This window comes from Planococcus wigleyi (genome assembly GCF_014836985.1).
Classification (GTDB): Bacteria; Bacillota; Bacilli; order Bacillales_A; family Planococcaceae; genus Planococcus; species Planococcus notacanthi.
Genome location: NZ_JACSPU010000005.1, coordinates 315,492 through 330,442, shown reverse-complemented (window position 1 = coordinate 330,442; position 14,951 = coordinate 315,492). Strand labels below are relative to the sequence as shown.

Here is a 14,951-nt window from a genome sequence, read left to right as displayed (position 1 = left end):
GGGGGCAGCATCATGGCAGTCACGATTAAAGACGTTGCGAAACAAGCTGGCGTGTCGCCGGCCACTGTGTCCCGTGTCATTGCAGATAATCCACGAATCAGCAGCAAGACCAAACAAAAAGTCCGTGAAGTCATGGAAGAACTGGGCTACTTCCCGAATTTCCAGGCCCGCAATCTGGTAGCGAAAAAGAGCCAGACGCTTGGCATCGTTATGGAAAATTCGGCGACACTGGCATTTCAAAATCCTTTCTTTCCGGAAGTGCTGCGCGGCATTTCAACACGTGCGCACGGCAGCCAGTATGGCTTGTATTTATCGACAGGCGCTACACAGGAAGAAATCCACAGGGAAGTTGTGGAAATGGCACAAGGAAAACGAGTCGACGGCATCATCCTGCTGTATTCGAAAATCGGCGATCCGGTTATGGAATACTTGGGGCAATGCGGGTTGCCGTTCTCTGTAGTCGGACGTCCGTATAAAGATCCGGAAACCGTTTCGTATGTCGATAACGACAACATCAACAACGCTAAAGAAACGGTGGAATACCTGATTGGCCTCGGACACCGGCATATTGCTTTTGTCGGAGGGGCTACGGATTTCGTCGTTTCGCTGGATCGGATGGAAGGTTACCGGCAGGCACTGGACCAACACGACATTCCCTTTGTTGAAGCCTACGCGGTGAACCAGGAACTCATGCAAGGCAAGGAACGCGAAGCAATCCGCCAGTTGATGGCACTCGACGTGCCGCCGACAGCCATCGTCACGCATGACGACATGGTCGCATACGAAGTGATCGGCTACCTTGAGGATCTGCAAATCAGGGTGCCCGAAGACATTTCCATCATCGGTTTCAACAACCACGCCATTTCAAAACATTTAAAGCCGCCGCTCAGCACCGTAGACATTTCCATTTATGAACTCGGGCTGCATGCAGCGGAATTGGTATTAGAGAAAATAACGGACGAATCGGTGCCTCCAAAGCAAGTCGTGGTTTCATCCCGGCTGATTGAAAGAGGATCTTGCCGCCGTCTTTGAGAGGGATCGGATATGAATAAAAAATGGTGGAAAGAAGCAGTCGTCTATCAGGTTTATCCGCGCAGCTTCATGGATTCTGACGGCAATGGCCTGGGCGACATCAACGGCATCACAAGCAAATTGGATTACTTGAAAGAATTGGGCATCGATGTGATTTGGGTATGTCCGATGTACAAATCGCCGAATGACGACAATGGCTACGACATCAGCGATTACCAGGCCATTTTGGAAGATTTCGGAACCATGGAGGATTTCGACCGCCTGCTGGAAGAAGTGCACACGCGTGGCATGAAATTGATCATCGATTTGGTGATCAACCACACGAGCGATGAACATCCTTGGTTTGTGGAATCGCGCTCCTCCCGCCACAATCCGAAGCGTGATTGGTATGTCTGGCGTGATGAGCCGCTCAACTGGGAAAGCATCTTCGGTGGGCCGGCTTGGGAATACGACGAAAAGACCGGCCAGTATTACTTGCATGTCTTTTCGAAAAAACAGCCTGATTTAAACTGGGAAAACCCGGAAGTCCGCAATGAACTTTTTAAAATGATTAATTGGTGGGTAGCGAAAGGCATCGACGGATTCCGCGTGGACGCCATCAGCCACATCAAAAAAGAGTACTCGAACGTTCCGGATCTGGACGGTCACCTCTTTGTGCCTTCATGGGAAAAGATGATGAATGTCGATGGCATCCAACCGCTGCTTCAGGAATTATACGATGAAACCTTCAGCAAACACGACATCATGACAGTCGGTGAAGCGAACGGCGTTTCAGCGGATGAAATCCACGATTGGGTCAGTCCTGAGAATGGCAAGTTCAATATGATTTTTCAGTTTGAAGACATCGGCTTGTGGAACACCGAAGTACGCAATGGTGTCAACGTCCCGGAATTGAAGACAGTCCTCAGCAAATGGCAGGAAAAAGTGAACGGCAATGGCTGGAATGCTTTATTCATCGAAAACCATGACCGGCCGCGCATCGTTTCGACTTGGGGCAACGACCAGTCGTACTGGCGTGAAAGCGCGACGGCACTCGGCTGCATGTATTTCTTCATGCAAGGGACACCGTTCATCTACCAGGGCCAGGAAATCGGCATGACGAATGCGCCGTTTGAAGAACTCGATCATTTTGATGACGTCCATACACATAATCTGTATTTCCATAAGAAAGAAAGCGGAATGGAACATGATGCCATCATGACCGTTTTGCGTGCGACCAGCCGTGACCATTCCCGCACACCGATGCAATGGAACAGCAGCAACCACGCCGGCTTCTCGGACGTTTTGCCATGGATGGGCGTCAATCCGAATTACGAATGGCTGAATGTCGAAGCGCAGGAAAACGATCCGCATTCGGTACTGTCTTTTTACAAACAGATGATTTGGCTGCGCAAAAACATGGATGTATTCGTCTACGGCGATTACCAGCTGGTGGACATGAACCACGACTCCGTGTTTGCCTATACACGCGAAAATGAAGACGACAAGGTATTAGTCGTAACGAACCTTGCTCAGCATGCGGTCTTATGCGCAGTGGATCCAGAAGATTCCACACTGCTTCTGGCCAATCACCAAAGCATCGACCCCGCGCAATTGCTTCCATATGAAGCGCGTGTCTACAAAATCCCAAAAGATACAAACCTGAATGGATAATGGATAAGACCAGGGGGCTGAAAAACGCCCCCGACGATAAAGACCGGAGGAAACCGTGGAGGTTTTCTCTGGTTTTTTGTTTTTATAGGAGGGATGGGTTTCTACCGGGATCGCCACTTTTTACAGGAGGATACCGGTTTTCTACCCGCACAACTCGCGCCGCTACATGACAAGTTGAGCTTTTTATATGAACAATCTGGGTTTCTACCGGGGTCACCACTTTTTACAGGAGGATACCGGTTTTCTACCCGCACAACTTGTTTTACTACATGACAAGTTGAGCTTTCTACATGAACAATCGGGGTTTCTACCGGGGTCGCCACTCTCTACAGGAGGATATCGGTTTTCTACCCGCACAACTCGCGTCGCTACATGACAAGTTGAGCTTTTTATATGAACAATCGGGGTTTCTACCGGGGTCGCCACTCTCTACAGGAGGATATTGGATTTCTACCTGCACAACTCGCGCCGCTACATGACAAGTGGAGCTTTCTACATGAACAATCGGCGTTTCTACCAGGGTCGCCACTCTCTACAGAAGGATATTGGATTTCTACCTGCACAACTTGTGCCGCTACATGACTAGTGGAGCTTTCTACATGAACAATCGGGGTTTCTACCGGGGTCGCCACTCTTTACAGGTGGATACCGGTTTTCTACCCGCACAACTCGCGCCGCTACATGACTAGTGGAGCTTTCTACATGACCAATCTTCATTTCTACCGGGGTCGCCACTCTTTACAGGAGGATACCGGTTTTCTACCCGCACAACTCGCGTCGCTACATGACAAGTGGAGCTTTTTATATGAACAATCTTCATTTCTACCGGGATCGCCACTTTTTACAGGAGGATACCGGTTTTCTACCCGCACAACTTGTGTCGCTACATAACAAGTTGAGCTTTCTACATGAACAACCCCCATTTCTACCGCAATCCCACTCTCCACACAAAGACTCAGCGCTTCACTTCCTATGGATTCACCCACCCCAATCAAGGGTATAACTCTAACAAAGCAATCAGTATAAAGGAGTCGATCAACGTGGCGTTTGATTATGATTTGGATTACAAAAACTTGGATTTGCGGAAACATCCTGAGCTGTATCGTGTGGGAAAAGGCGAGCAAGGGGTGTTGCTGGTGGAGCCGTATAAGAGTGAAATTTTGCCGCATTGGCGTTTCAAGACGCCGGAAATTGCGCAGGAATCGTGCGATAAGATTTCGGAAATGTTCGAGGACTACCGCAAGCAGGATGATTTTGTGGGAATGGACATGGCGCGCAAGTTCATTCAGATGGGCTATACGCGGGCGCGCCGCTACACCAATTACAAAGGCGGCCGCAAATACAATGAAGACGGCAGCATCAAGGAGCGGGAAATCGATCCGGTGAAGGCGGAATCGGCGGCGATTTTCAAAAAACGATGGGACGAAATCCGTGAAGATGAAGATTACTTGAAGCGCAAAAAGAAACACCAAAAAGAATTTGGCTGAGGCGCATCTTTTATTCCACTAAAGCGTCAAGTAGCTTGAGACCAACTTACAGAAAATGGGTGATTGGATGAAGAAGATCGTATTGGCTGGAGGCACCGGATTTGTCGGACAGTATTTGGAACAGAAATTCACAGACCAGGGGTATCAGGTTGTCATTATTTCACGGCAGCCCGGCCATTTGAATTGGAGCAACCATACCGGAATCGTCAACGCGTTGGAAGGCGCTGAGATGGTGATCAATTTGGCGGGGAAATCGGTGAACTGCCGGTATACCGAAGCGAATAAGCGCGAGATTTTCGATTCGCGGATGGAGACGACGGAAGCATTGGGAACCGCGATTCTGGCTTGTGACAATCCGCCTCCGCTTTGGATTAATTCCAGTACGTCGACGATCTACCGCCATGCGGAAGACCGGCCGATGACCGAAGCGAATGGGGAATTCGGCAGCGGCTTTTCGGTGGAGGTCGGCAAAGCGTGGGAGCAGGCGTTTTTCACGTTCAAGCTGCCGAATACACGGCAAGCGGCATTGCGTCTGTCGATTGTTCTCGGCAAAGACGGCGGTGTCATGCCGCCATACGAAAACTTGGTGCGCTTCGGACTTGGGGGCAAGCAAGGCAACGGACGTCAAATGTTCAGCTGGATTCATCTTGAAGATGTTTATCGCATCATCCTGTTTATACGTGACAATGAAAACATCAGCGGCGTCATCAATACCACGTCGCCGGAACCTGTCACCAATCGCGAACTGATGAAGCAATTGCGGCTAACGATGGACCGGAAGTTTGCTTTGCCGGCAACCAAGTGGATGCTGGGAATAGGCGCAGTGGTTATTGGGACAGAACCGGAATTGATCTTGAAAAGCCGCTGGATTTTGCCGGAGCGGCTGCAGCAGGCTGGATTTCGTTTTACCTACCCGACGCTCGATAAAGCGTTGGAAAACATTTTGAACAATTAAATGAGATAGACCGATAGCACTAGAAAACTCTGCGAAAGGCGGAATTTTCTGGTGTTTTCTATTTTATTTTAAAAAAATGCCTTTATTTCGAGATAGTTGGGTTTAGGACGATTGCCTAAAGGCAATGGCAGAGGAGGGGGTGACAAATTGACCATAGACGAGAAATTAATGATGGGCATACTGAACCGGGAACAACAGGCGCTGTCCGATTTGTATGACCGCTACCACCGGATCTTATGGAACATTGCACGCCAAGCCGATTCAGACTCGTCCGTCTGTGAGCAGCTTGTCGCTCAGGTGTTTCACACGGTTTGGAACGAGCCGAGAAACTTTATGCAGAACCGCAAACTGCTGGCGCAGCTCATTGACTGTTGCCATTCGCATAGCGCCAAATCCACCATAAAAATATGTTCTTGAAGCAGTCGCATCTCCGCTTGTTGGAGATGTTTTTTATTGCCATAAAAGCCGGTACTCCAAAGTTGACGGACCGGACCAATCGGAGTAGCTTATAGGATATGTAATGATAGTTCCATTTGGAACGGTTCGGAAATGAAGGAAGGTGCTATAGATGAATGAGAACAAAGAAATGGATGCGTATATGCAATTGATGCTGTCATTTGCCCATGTACAGAAAAATATGGTGCGCTTCATTCAAAAGTCGGCAGTGGAAAAAGGGCTGTCGATTCCGCAATATTCGATTTTGATGACGATCATCAGCTGCAAGGAAATGACCCAGAAAAATATTGGGGAAAAGACGTTCCTGCCGAAAAGTACGTTGAGCCAGGCGGTGGATGGACTAGTCAAAGAAGGCTATCTTGACCGCCGGCAAGTCGAGGACAACCGCCGTGAAACCTTGCTGGCACTCAGCCCGAAAGGCCAGGCGTTGGTGGAGGAACTTCATCTTCAGGAAGATGGCCTGCATCAGGTGTTCAAAGCGGCCAGTGAACAGTTTACGGACGAGCAGGTAAAAGAACTGCTTCGCGCGCACCAAAAAATTTCGACGTATTTAAAAGAAGTGGAATTAGAGGTGGCAACGAAATGATTAAAATCCTGAAAAACCTCAATCCGTATAAATGGGTTGTGCTGGCAGTCGTGTTGCTGGTATTCGGCCAATCGATGGCAGAACTATTCTTGCCGACCTTGATGGCGGACATCATCGACAACGGCGTCGTTAAAGGGGACATTCCGTATATATGGCGGATCGGCGGCTGGATGCTGCTGGTTTCGGCAATCGGTGCTGTCGCTGCGGTCTTTGCCAGTTTTTATTCGTCACAAGCGGCGATGGGGCTCGGACGCGATTTGCGGCAGAAAGTCTTTAAACACGTCAGCCAGTTTTCACTGCAGGAATTCGATGAAGTGGGAACGGCTTCACTGATCACACGCACCACAAACGATATCACCCAGGTGCAGCAAGTGGTCATCATGATGCTGCGCATGGTCATCAGCGCGCCGATCATGCTGGTCGGCGGCGTCATTATGGCGGTTTCGAAAGACGCACAATTGTCGCTGGTCATCATCGGCGCGATGCCGGTATTGGCCATTGCGATCTTGTTGATCTTGAAATACGGAATGCCTTTATTCCAGGAAGTCCAAAAACGTTTGGACGGCTTGAACCTGGTGGTGCGTGAAAACCTGACGGGCATTCGTGTCATCCGCGCTTTTAACCGCGAGCCGGAAGAAAAGGAACGCCTTCAAAAAGCCAACCGTGAATTGGCCGATGTTTCCATTAAAGTCAATAAAGTCATGGCTTTCCTGATGCCGGTGATGATGTTGGTCATGAACATGACCGTCGTCGCTGTCATCTGGTTCGGGGGTATCCGCATCAACAACGGCGCCATGCAAATCGGGGATCTGATGGCCTTTATCCAATACGTCATGATGATCATGTTCGCATTGGTCATGGCTTCGTTCATGTTCGTCATGGTTCCGCGTGCAGCGGTATCGGCGAAGCGCATCAACGAAGTATTGGAAATGAAACCGGCGTTCGCGGACGACGGCACCGCCAAAGCGGACCGTGCACGGGGCACGCTGGAGTTCGAAGATGTCACTTTCTATTATCCGGGAGCGGAAGAACCGGCGCTGTCGAACATCAGCTTCACCGCCAAACCGGGAGAAATCACCGCCTTGATCGGCGGGACGGGCTCCGGCAAGTCGACGCTGGTCAATCTGGTGCCGCGCTTTTATGATGTCAAGAGCGGAACCATCCGCGTCAACGGCGTCGATATCCGCGAAGCTTCGCAACAGGAAATCCGTTCGAAAATCGGCTTTGTGCCACAGAAATCGGTTCTTTTCACCGGGACCATTGCGGACAATATCCGCTTCGGCAAACAAGACGCCACGCAAGCGGAAATGGAACACGCGGCAAGCATTGCGCAAGCGACAGAGTTTATCGATCAAATCAAAGGCGGCTACGCAGCTGAAATCGAGCAGGGAGGTTCCAATCTGTCAGGCGGACAGAAGCAGCGCCTGTCGATTGCCCGTGCATTGATCCGCAAGCCGGATCTCTATATTTTCGATGACAGTTTCTCGGCGCTCGACTTCAAGACAGATGCCAAGCTGCGCAGAGCATTAAAAGACGAAACGCGAAACGCTACAGTCCTATTGGTGGCACAGCGCGTCAGCACCGTCGTCGATGCGGACCGCATCATTGTTTTGGAAAAAGGAAAAATGGTGGGCATGGGCACACACGAAGAACTGTTGAAATCCAATGAAGTTTACCGTGAAATCGCCTTATCCCAATTGTCAGAGGAGGAGATCGCATGACCAAGATGGGACCTCCTCATGGCGGAGCGAACATGCCGCCGCAAAAAGCCAAGGATTTCAAAGGCACATTCCGCCGCCTTGTTTCTTATTTAAAACCGCGCCGCAAGAAACTGGCAGCGGTCTTCCTGGTCGCCATACTCAGTACGGTGTTCACCATCGTCGGACCGAAAATCATGGGGATGGCGATCACCGAATTGTTCGAAGGGGCATACGGCCAGTTGCAGGGCGTGCCGGGCGGCGGCATTGACTTTGGCGTCATCGGCCAGATTCTCGCCGTCCTTGCCGGACTCTATCTGTTCAGCAGTTTGTTCAGCTATATCCAGCAGTATATGATGTCGACGGTGGCGCAGGACACGGTCTATGATCTGCGCCAGGACGTCAATAAAAAACTGGAGAAACTGCCGCTGAAGTATTTTGATGGACACGCAAACGGCGAAACCTTAAGCCGTATGACCAACGACATCGACACCATCGGCAGCACGCTGCAGCAAAGTTTAACGCAATTCATTACTTCCATCGTTACCATTGTCGGGATTCTGGTGATGATGCTGACCATCAGTCCTTTATTGACATTGATCGCACTTGTTTCGTTGCCGCTGTCTTTATTCGTCATCGGACCGATTTTGAAGAAATCCCAGAAATACTTCAGCAGCCAGCAAAAAAATCTGGGGCGCTTGAACGGCCATGTGGAAGAAATGTACACAGGCCACCAAGTCGTCAAAGCATTCGGCCATGAAGCGAAATCCAACGAACAATTCGATGAAGTCAATGAAGAACTGTACCAAGCGGGCCGCAAAGCCCAATTTATTTCGGGGATCATCATGCCGATGATGACGCTGATCGGCAACTTGAGTTATGTCGTTATCAGCATCGTCGGCGGGATCCTGGTGACGCAGCGTGCCATCTCCATCGGGGATATCCAAGCGTTCATCACCTATTCCAAACAGTTTACGCAGCCGATCACCCAAACCGCGAACATCGCCAACATCATTCAATCGACGATTGCCGCGGCTGAACGGGTCTTCGAATTGCTGGATGAGCAAGAGGAAGTGGAAGAAGTGACGACTTCCGTTCTGCCACGTGCGAAAGGCGCTGTCGCTTTTGAAGATGTCGACTTCGGCTATGACCAAGACTTGCTGATCGACAAAATGAACATCGATGTACGGCCTGGGCAGACGGTTGCGATCGTCGGGCCAACCGGTGCCGGCAAAACGACTTTGATCAACCTATTGATGCGCTTCTATGAATTGAATGGCGGACGCATCCTGATTGATGGCCTGGATTCGCGGGAAATGTCGCGTCATGAGCTGCGCCAGAACTTCGGTATGGTGCTGCAGGATACGTGGCTCTTCAACGGCACGATCCGCGACAATATCGCCTACGGTAAAACCGGTGCCAGCGAAGAAGAGATTTTGGCAGCGGCAGAAGCGGCACATGCCGATCACTTTATCCGGACCTTGCCGGATGGCTACGATACCATCCTGAACCAGGAAGTATCGAATATTTCACAAGGGCAAAAACAATTACTGACCATCGCCCGTGCGATTCTCGCCGATCCGCCGATCATGATTCTTGATGAAGCGACTTCGAGCGTCGACACACGGACCGAAATCTTTATCCAGCAAGCGATGAACCTATTGATGAAAGGGCGCACCAGCTTTGTCATCGCCCATCGCCTGTCGACCATCAAAGACGCCGATTTGATTCTTGTAATGGACAAAGGAACGGTCATCGAGCAAGGCACGCACCAACAGCTTCTCGACAAAGACGGTTTCTATGCCGATCTGTACCACAGCCAATTTTCAACGGAAGTGGCTGTCTAATAGGAAAAGGTCTCCCGCGCAGTTTTTGCACGGGAGACCTTTTCCTATTGATGGATTTCTTTATGAGATTTTGGCAGACCGCGCGCCAGCCAGAAAATGGCGCCGATCAACAGCACCGCGCTGATGCCAAGTACTACGGCATTCGGAGCCGCTTTCGCATAGATATCGGCCAGACTGAAAATGGCGAGCGATTCCGGCCAAGTCGGTGCCAGAAACAGCGCAGCCGCTGCCAATGAATTATTGATGATGTGCAATAAAATCGGCACCAATAAATTATTGGTCCGCAAATACAGCAGTGAAGCCACGACACCGAACAGGAAGGCGCCGACGATATCCAAATGCAAAACACCGAACAGCAGGCTGGAAATCAAAATGCCTCCCCACATGGAGGTCTTGCCAATCATGCGCTTCAGCAGCACGCCGCGGAACATGAACTCTTCCACGACCGGCGCCAAAATGGCGATTGTGAAAATCGTGAAAGCGATGTAGCCAGGCGTATTCGGCATCGGGAACTCTTCCAGCATGAAATCCACTACCCATGGGGCGATGGGCGCCAGCATGAACAACTGAAACCAGAACATGCTGATGGAAAAAGCGATCGACACCGCCACCAGCGCAAATAAAGCCGGCAGCCATTTCCGGATTCCGTCCAACGACAGCACATTCCAGACAGAAGCATTGTGCTTCCGGAAGTAATAGCCGAAGTAAATGCCGGGAACCACTACATACAGCACCAATTGGCTGACGACATCAAATATGGTGTCGCTGACATCCAGTGCCAGCAGAAACACTAGCGACAAAATCATCCCAAGCACCGAATACAGGATCAGGTAACGCGCCTTCATTTGTTCAAACATGGAGCACCCCTTTCGGATAAGCAGTTCGGAATTAGTTATATAGAGTATACGCCATTTAACGCAGCGGGTTTCATTTAATAGCGGCTAACTTTAGACACGAACAGGCAAACAAGGTATGCTTAACTCAGTTGACCTGACCGTTTTAGCGGCGGGGGAAACGGAAGGATGATTCACATGGCATTTCTAGACAAACTGAACCAGCTGAAAGACAAGTCGATCGAAAAAGGCAAAGCGCATTGGGAAGAAAACAAAGACGACTACAAAGAAAAAGCATCGACCTACAAAGATAAAGCGATGGTCATGAAAGACGACGTCGCAAATAAAATCAAAGAAAAAACGAAAAAATAAGTGTGAAGTTAACCAGGCGGATGTCCGCTTGGTTATTTTTTTTGTGGAAAGTGGGTGGCTAGGTGAGGATATGTGGTTTCTACCTGTGCTACTTGAGTTTCTACATGACATTTGTGTGCTCTTACATGAACAACTCGCGATTCAACCGGGATAGTGGGTGGCTACCTGAGGATACGCCGTTTCTACCTGAACAATTCGAGTTTCTACATGACATATCCTCGCTCTTACATGAACAACTCGTGATTCAATGGGGATAGTGGGAGTCTACCTGAGGATACGCCGTTTCTACCTGCACTATTTGAGTTTCTACATGACATATCCTCGCTCTTACATGAACAACTCGCGATTCAACCGGGATAGTGGGAGTCTACCTGAGGATACGCCGTTTCTACCTGCACTATATAAGTTTGTACATGACATTTCCACACTCTTACATTAACAACTCACGATCCAACCGGAAAAGCATGAGTCTACATGACAATTCGATTTTTCTACAAGCATTATTTGCATCCCTACATGAACTCTCCCCGTCTCTACCTAAACTCTCGCCAACATCCTCCCTAACACTCCCTCCAACACAATAAATTATATGCAGAAAATTCAGTCTTTATATTCTAGCCGGTTCAAGCGATAATAGGAGAAAGCTAAAGAGCGGAGGTCATGTGATGAGGAAGACCATCTTATCAGCCATCTTCTTTCTATTGATTCTCGTAGTAACGGCGTGCCAGAAGGAGGACGCGCAACCCGCACCGGAACCACAACTGGAAGAGGCGGTCGAGGCGGTCGAGTCGCCGGAACCTCGGGTTGCCGAGTTTATTGAACTGTGGAAAGCCGGCGACTTTGCCGGCATGCACACTAATTATTTGAACCAGGGCACGCAATCGGTTTACGGAGAGGAAAACTTTGTCGCTTGGCAACAGGAGCTTCACGAACAATTGGGCATCGACAACTTAGAAATCTCCTACACCGAACCGGCGGAAGATGCCGTATGGACGCACGAACAGCCGGCGGATTTCCCGATCCGGGTAACATTCGATACGATTATCGGTCCGGTGGAATTCGAAAAGACGCTTACTTTATTGTATGAAGCGCATGGCGAAGTGGAAGACTGGTTTGTGGAATGGGATCCGTCTTTTATTCTGCCAAATCTCGAAGCTGGGGACCAGGTGACGACTGAAATCACTGAGGGTCCGCGCGGCGAGATTGTGGACCGCAACGGGCAAGCGATCGCTTCAAGCAGCACAGGCTATGAAGTCAGTGTGATTCCGGAAAACTTCGATGAGTCCAAAAAGCCGCAGCTCGCGGAATTGCTGGGGATGAGCGAGCAGGCGCTGGATGACAAGCTCAATCAGCCGTGGGTACAGCCGCATTTTCTAGTGCCGATTGCGCAAATCAAAGCAGACCAAAAGAAGCTGGATGAATTGTTCACAATTCGCGGCACGACACGGGACGAAGTGGCGATGCGCACCTATCCGTATGGTGCTGCACTGGCGCATATTACGGGTTATATCGGTCCCATCACTGCCGAGCAGCTGAACGCGTGGAGCGGACAGGGCTATTCGGCTGAAACACAGGTCGGGCGGCAGGGGCTTGAAGAAATTTTGCAGGATCGGCTCCGCGGAGAAGCGGGCGGCCGCATCATTTTGAAGAAGCAACGGGAAAACGCCGTCATCACATCAGTTGACAATGAACCCGTGCCTGGCGAAACTGTGGCGCTGACGATTGACGCCGAATTGCAAAAAGCACTCTACAATGCACTGGGCGGCAAGCCGGGAACCAGTGCTGCGATTGACCCGGCTACCGGCGAAACGCTGGCGCTGGTCAGTTCGCCGGGTTTCGATCCCAACGAATTTATTCCCACCATCACCAATAGCCGCTTCCAGGAGCTTGCGAACGATCCGTTGCAGCCATTCTTCAACCGGTTTGCGGCCGTCTATACGCCAGGTCCGGTCATGCAGCCGGTCACCGCGGCCATCGGGATGGAAAGTGGTACGCTCAATCCGGCGGAAGGGCTCGATATCACCGGCAAGTCGTGGCAGCGCTACCGTTCGTGGGGCGATTACCGGGTGACACGTCCGCGCGACGACGTGCCGAATCCGATTGATTTGAATAAAGCGCTCGCCCATTCGGACAATATCTACTTTGCCCAACAAGCACTCAATATTCCAAATGATGAATTCCGGACTGGCTTGGAAGTCTTCGGCTTTGGTGAAGAAATCGCCTTCCCGATCGAGCTGGCACCGTCACGGATTTCTAAGGACGGCACATTCGGTTCGGAAGGCCAGCTCGCCGGAACGGCTTCCGGACAAGGGCAGATGCAAGTCAACATCCTGCATCTCGCCACTCTCTACAGTCCCATTTTGGCAAACGGCACTCTCTATAAGCCGACTTTATTACTCGATGACGCAGACCAACAAGTATGGAATGAAGGCTTGCTTAACGCTGAAAATGCCGAAACGCTGCAGGCAAGCTTGGTCAACGCCGGCAGCGAGCTGGGGCTGGAGCTCGCCGGTAAAAGTGGTACCACGCGCGAAGGCGGCGAGCAGAACGGCTGGTTTGTCGGCTACAGCCTGGAAAGCCCGGATCTCATTTTCGCGATGATGGTCGAAGGGGAAGAATCCATAGGGGGATTGGTGGAACAAGTAATCAAAGGACGGGAATAAGTATGGAGCCAGGCAGATGTCGCCTGGCTTTTTATTTTATTTCCCGGCAAAAAAAGCGCCCCAAAGGACGCTTGCTGCCAACAACTGCTATTCAAATTGCTGATTTTCCGGTGGGCCCAACCGATCGGTCAACACTTCCAAAATGTCATCGAAATATTTTCCTTCGTACCACATTTCCTTATACGACGCGGATCGGATAATCGCTTTTTTGTCCACTTTCGTCACGTCAATCTGTGCGGTATGGCTGGACCCCGTCTCCTCGATTTCCTTTTTCTTCTCGCGGATAAACGTCTCCATGTCATCTGCTTCGTAATGCTGGAACGTCTCCACTACCTCATCAAACAGCGGCATGGTATCCTCCGGGCTCTCGAACAGCCAGGAATACCCTTTATTTTCATCAGCCAAGCGCAAAGTCAGTTGATATTCCAAAAACGCCATCTCCTTTTCAATGCTATTTGACAAATCTCAAAATCGATTTTACGAATAAACCCCGTGGCTAAAGACCGTTATCCAGCAAGAAATTGCTGTATTAGAGCTATACCCGATTGGCCGGTAGTCAGTCCTGAAATTGAAAAATAAACGGGAGAGAAGCCAGAATGACGGAAAGACAGGTTTGTTGCGGAATAACCTGTTTTATTTGCAGAATCCGTGAAGTTGTTTGCAGAATCACCAAAACCATAATTGGAAAAAGAAGAAAGACCACTTCAGGCACCCCGTGCACGAACCGCTCTTTCGCTAAACCACCTCTCTAAGCAAAAAATGTCGATATCATGGCAAACCTCCTAAGTATTTCAATATTTCTATTAAAAAGCAGCACGTGCAACTGTATGCTTTTTACTGGCATGTGCTATATTTTTTATTACAGAGAGAAACTGCTTTTCCGCAGTTGATCAAAACGGATTTCAGCTACGTAAGTTTTGCGGCTGAACGGAATCAAAAAGGGAGGCGTCTGCATTGGGAAGGGATTAATGAAAATCGGAGAAGTTGCAAAAATGAGCGGGGTATCAACAAGAACCATCGATTACTACACGGTATCCGGATTGCTTCATAGTGAACGTTCTGAAGCCAACTACCGGCTTTATCCGGCTTCTGCTCTGCAGACGCTTGAACGGATCCAGCTGCTGAAGAAACAGCGTTTGTCGATTTCGGAAATCAAAGAAATCCTCAACGCGCCGGAAATGCCGGAAACAAATGAGCTGGTGGACGAAGTGACCGAGGAATTCGAGTACCTGCAACAAAAAATCACGCGCTTGGAAGAGCAATTGAAAGACGCGCCAAGTTCCGTGAAGCTGCACATCAGCAAAGCGCTTGAGCATCAAGTGGCAGCAATTGCTGCCTTAATCGCTTTGCTGTAACCAACTTTGGAGGTG

General features: G+C 50.0%; 13 protein-coding genes. 11 read left to right on the top strand and 2 right to left on the bottom strand.

Annotation, left to right across the window (positions count from 1 at the left end):
- Nucleotides 1-12 precede the first annotated feature (12 nt).
- The 8 genes from H9630_RS15280 (at nucleotide 13) to H9630_RS15245 (ending at nucleotide 9,713) form a co-directional block, all read left to right on the top strand.
- On the top strand, nucleotides 13-1,032 hold the full coding sequence (locus tag H9630_RS15280) for a LacI family DNA-binding transcriptional regulator (protein ID WP_191716358.1): 1,020 nt from the start codon (nucleotides 13-15) through the stop codon (nucleotides 1,030-1,032).
- Nucleotides 1,033-1,044: 12 nt separating this feature from the next.
- Entirely contained in the window at nucleotides 1,045-2,685 is a 1,641-nt protein-coding gene (locus H9630_RS15275) for a glycoside hydrolase family 13 protein (protein ID WP_191716357.1), read from the top strand.
- Between the two features lie 1,040 nt (nucleotides 2,686-3,725).
- On the top strand, nucleotides 3,726-4,172 hold the full coding sequence (locus tag H9630_RS15270) for a DUF4385 domain-containing protein (protein WP_191716356.1): 447 nt from the start codon (nucleotides 3,726-3,728) through the stop codon (nucleotides 4,170-4,172).
- A 67-nt stretch (nucleotides 4,173-4,239) separates the two neighbouring features.
- Nucleotides 4,240-5,127 (top strand): TIGR01777 family oxidoreductase, encoded by an 888-nt coding sequence (locus H9630_RS15265; RefSeq protein ID WP_191716355.1) that lies wholly within the window; start codon nucleotides 4,240-4,242, stop codon nucleotides 5,125-5,127.
- A gap of 147 nt (nucleotides 5,128-5,274) precedes the next feature.
- Nucleotides 5,275-5,544, top strand: a complete 270-nt coding sequence (locus H9630_RS15260) for an RNA polymerase sigma factor (RefSeq protein WP_191716354.1) — start codon at nucleotides 5,275-5,277, stop codon at nucleotides 5,542-5,544.
- 151 nt (nucleotides 5,545-5,695) lie between these two features.
- The gene (locus H9630_RS15255; protein WP_191716353.1) at nucleotides 5,696-6,169 is read left to right on the top strand and encodes a MarR family winged helix-turn-helix transcriptional regulator; all 474 of its coding nucleotides are present in this window, start codon (nucleotides 5,696-5,698) and stop codon (nucleotides 6,167-6,169) included.
- The gene (locus tag H9630_RS15250; protein ID WP_191716352.1) at nucleotides 6,166-7,890 is read left to right on the top strand and encodes an ABC transporter ATP-binding protein; all 1,725 of its coding nucleotides are present in this window, start codon (nucleotides 6,166-6,168) and stop codon (nucleotides 7,888-7,890) included. The genes H9630_RS15255 and H9630_RS15250 overlap by 4 nt, the downstream gene beginning before the upstream one ends.
- Nucleotides 7,887-9,713 (top strand): ABC transporter ATP-binding protein, encoded by a 1,827-nt coding sequence (locus tag H9630_RS15245; protein ID WP_191716351.1) that lies wholly within the window; start codon nucleotides 7,887-7,889, stop codon nucleotides 9,711-9,713. The genes H9630_RS15250 and H9630_RS15245 overlap by 4 nt, the downstream gene beginning before the upstream one ends.
- A 44-nt stretch (nucleotides 9,714-9,757) precedes the next feature.
- On the opposite strand, the gene H9630_RS15240 is transcribed toward H9630_RS15245, so the two are convergent.
- Entirely contained in the window at nucleotides 9,758-10,570 is an 813-nt protein-coding gene (locus H9630_RS15240) for a CPBP family intramembrane glutamic endopeptidase (protein ID WP_191716350.1), read from the bottom strand.
- A gap of 174 nt (nucleotides 10,571-10,744) precedes the next feature.
- On the opposite strand from H9630_RS15240, the gene H9630_RS15235 reads away from it, so the two are divergent.
- Both H9630_RS15235 and H9630_RS15230 read left to right on the top strand, forming a co-directional pair.
- Nucleotides 10,745-10,918, top strand: coding sequence for a hypothetical protein (locus tag H9630_RS15235; protein WP_191716349.1), 174 nt, complete (start codon nucleotides 10,745-10,747; stop codon nucleotides 10,916-10,918).
- 665 nt (nucleotides 10,919-11,583) lie between these two features.
- The gene (locus H9630_RS15230) at nucleotides 11,584-13,581 is read left to right on the top strand and encodes a penicillin-binding transpeptidase domain-containing protein (protein ID WP_191716348.1); all 1,998 of its coding nucleotides are present in this window, start codon (nucleotides 11,584-11,586) and stop codon (nucleotides 13,579-13,581) included.
- Between the two features lie 87 nt (nucleotides 13,582-13,668).
- Here the strand turns inward: H9630_RS15230 and H9630_RS15225 are convergent, their stop codons facing one another.
- Nucleotides 13,669-14,010, bottom strand: coding sequence for a hypothetical protein (locus tag H9630_RS15225; RefSeq protein ID WP_191716347.1), 342 nt, complete (start codon nucleotides 14,008-14,010; stop codon nucleotides 13,669-13,671).
- Between the two features lie 539 nt (nucleotides 14,011-14,549).
- Here H9630_RS15225 and H9630_RS15220 point away from each other — a divergent pair.
- A complete protein-coding gene (locus H9630_RS15220; protein ID WP_191716346.1) occupies nucleotides 14,550-14,936 on the top strand; it encodes a MerR family transcriptional regulator in 387 nt (128 codons plus the stop codon).
- Nucleotides 14,937-14,951 lie beyond the last annotated feature (15 nt).

What these genes read in the sequence shown, in the direction of transcription:
- H9630_RS15280 (WP_191716358.1), top strand. Translation starts at nt 13, where the DNA reads ATGGCAGTCACGATTAAAGACGTTGCGAAACAAGCTGGCGTGTCGCCG.
- H9630_RS15275 (WP_191716357.1), top strand. Translation starts at nt 1,045, where the DNA reads ATGAATAAAAAATGGTGGAAAGAAGCAGTCGTCTATCAGGTTTATCCG.
- H9630_RS15265 (WP_191716355.1), top strand. Translation starts at nt 4,240, where the DNA reads ATGAAGAAGATCGTATTGGCTGGAGGCACCGGATTTGTCGGACAGTAT.
- H9630_RS15255 (WP_191716353.1), top strand. Translation starts at nt 5,696, where the DNA reads ATGAATGAGAACAAAGAAATGGATGCGTATATGCAATTGATGCTGTCA.
- H9630_RS15250 (WP_191716352.1), top strand. Translation starts at nt 6,166, where the DNA reads ATGATTAAAATCCTGAAAAACCTCAATCCGTATAAATGGGTTGTGCTG.
- H9630_RS15245 (WP_191716351.1), top strand. Translation starts at nt 7,887, where the DNA reads ATGACCAAGATGGGACCTCCTCATGGCGGAGCGAACATGCCGCCGCAA.
- H9630_RS15240 (WP_191716350.1), bottom strand. Translation starts at nt 10,570, where the DNA reads ATGTTTGAACAAATGAAGGCGCGTTACCTGATCCTGTATTCGGTGCTT.
- H9630_RS15235 (WP_191716349.1), top strand. Translation starts at nt 10,745, where the DNA reads ATGGCATTTCTAGACAAACTGAACCAGCTGAAAGACAAGTCGATCGAA.
- H9630_RS15230 (WP_191716348.1), top strand. Translation starts at nt 11,584, where the DNA reads ATGAGGAAGACCATCTTATCAGCCATCTTCTTTCTATTGATTCTCGTA.
- H9630_RS15220 (WP_191716346.1), top strand. Translation starts at nt 14,550, where the DNA reads ATGAAAATCGGAGAAGTTGCAAAAATGAGCGGGGTATCAACAAGAACC.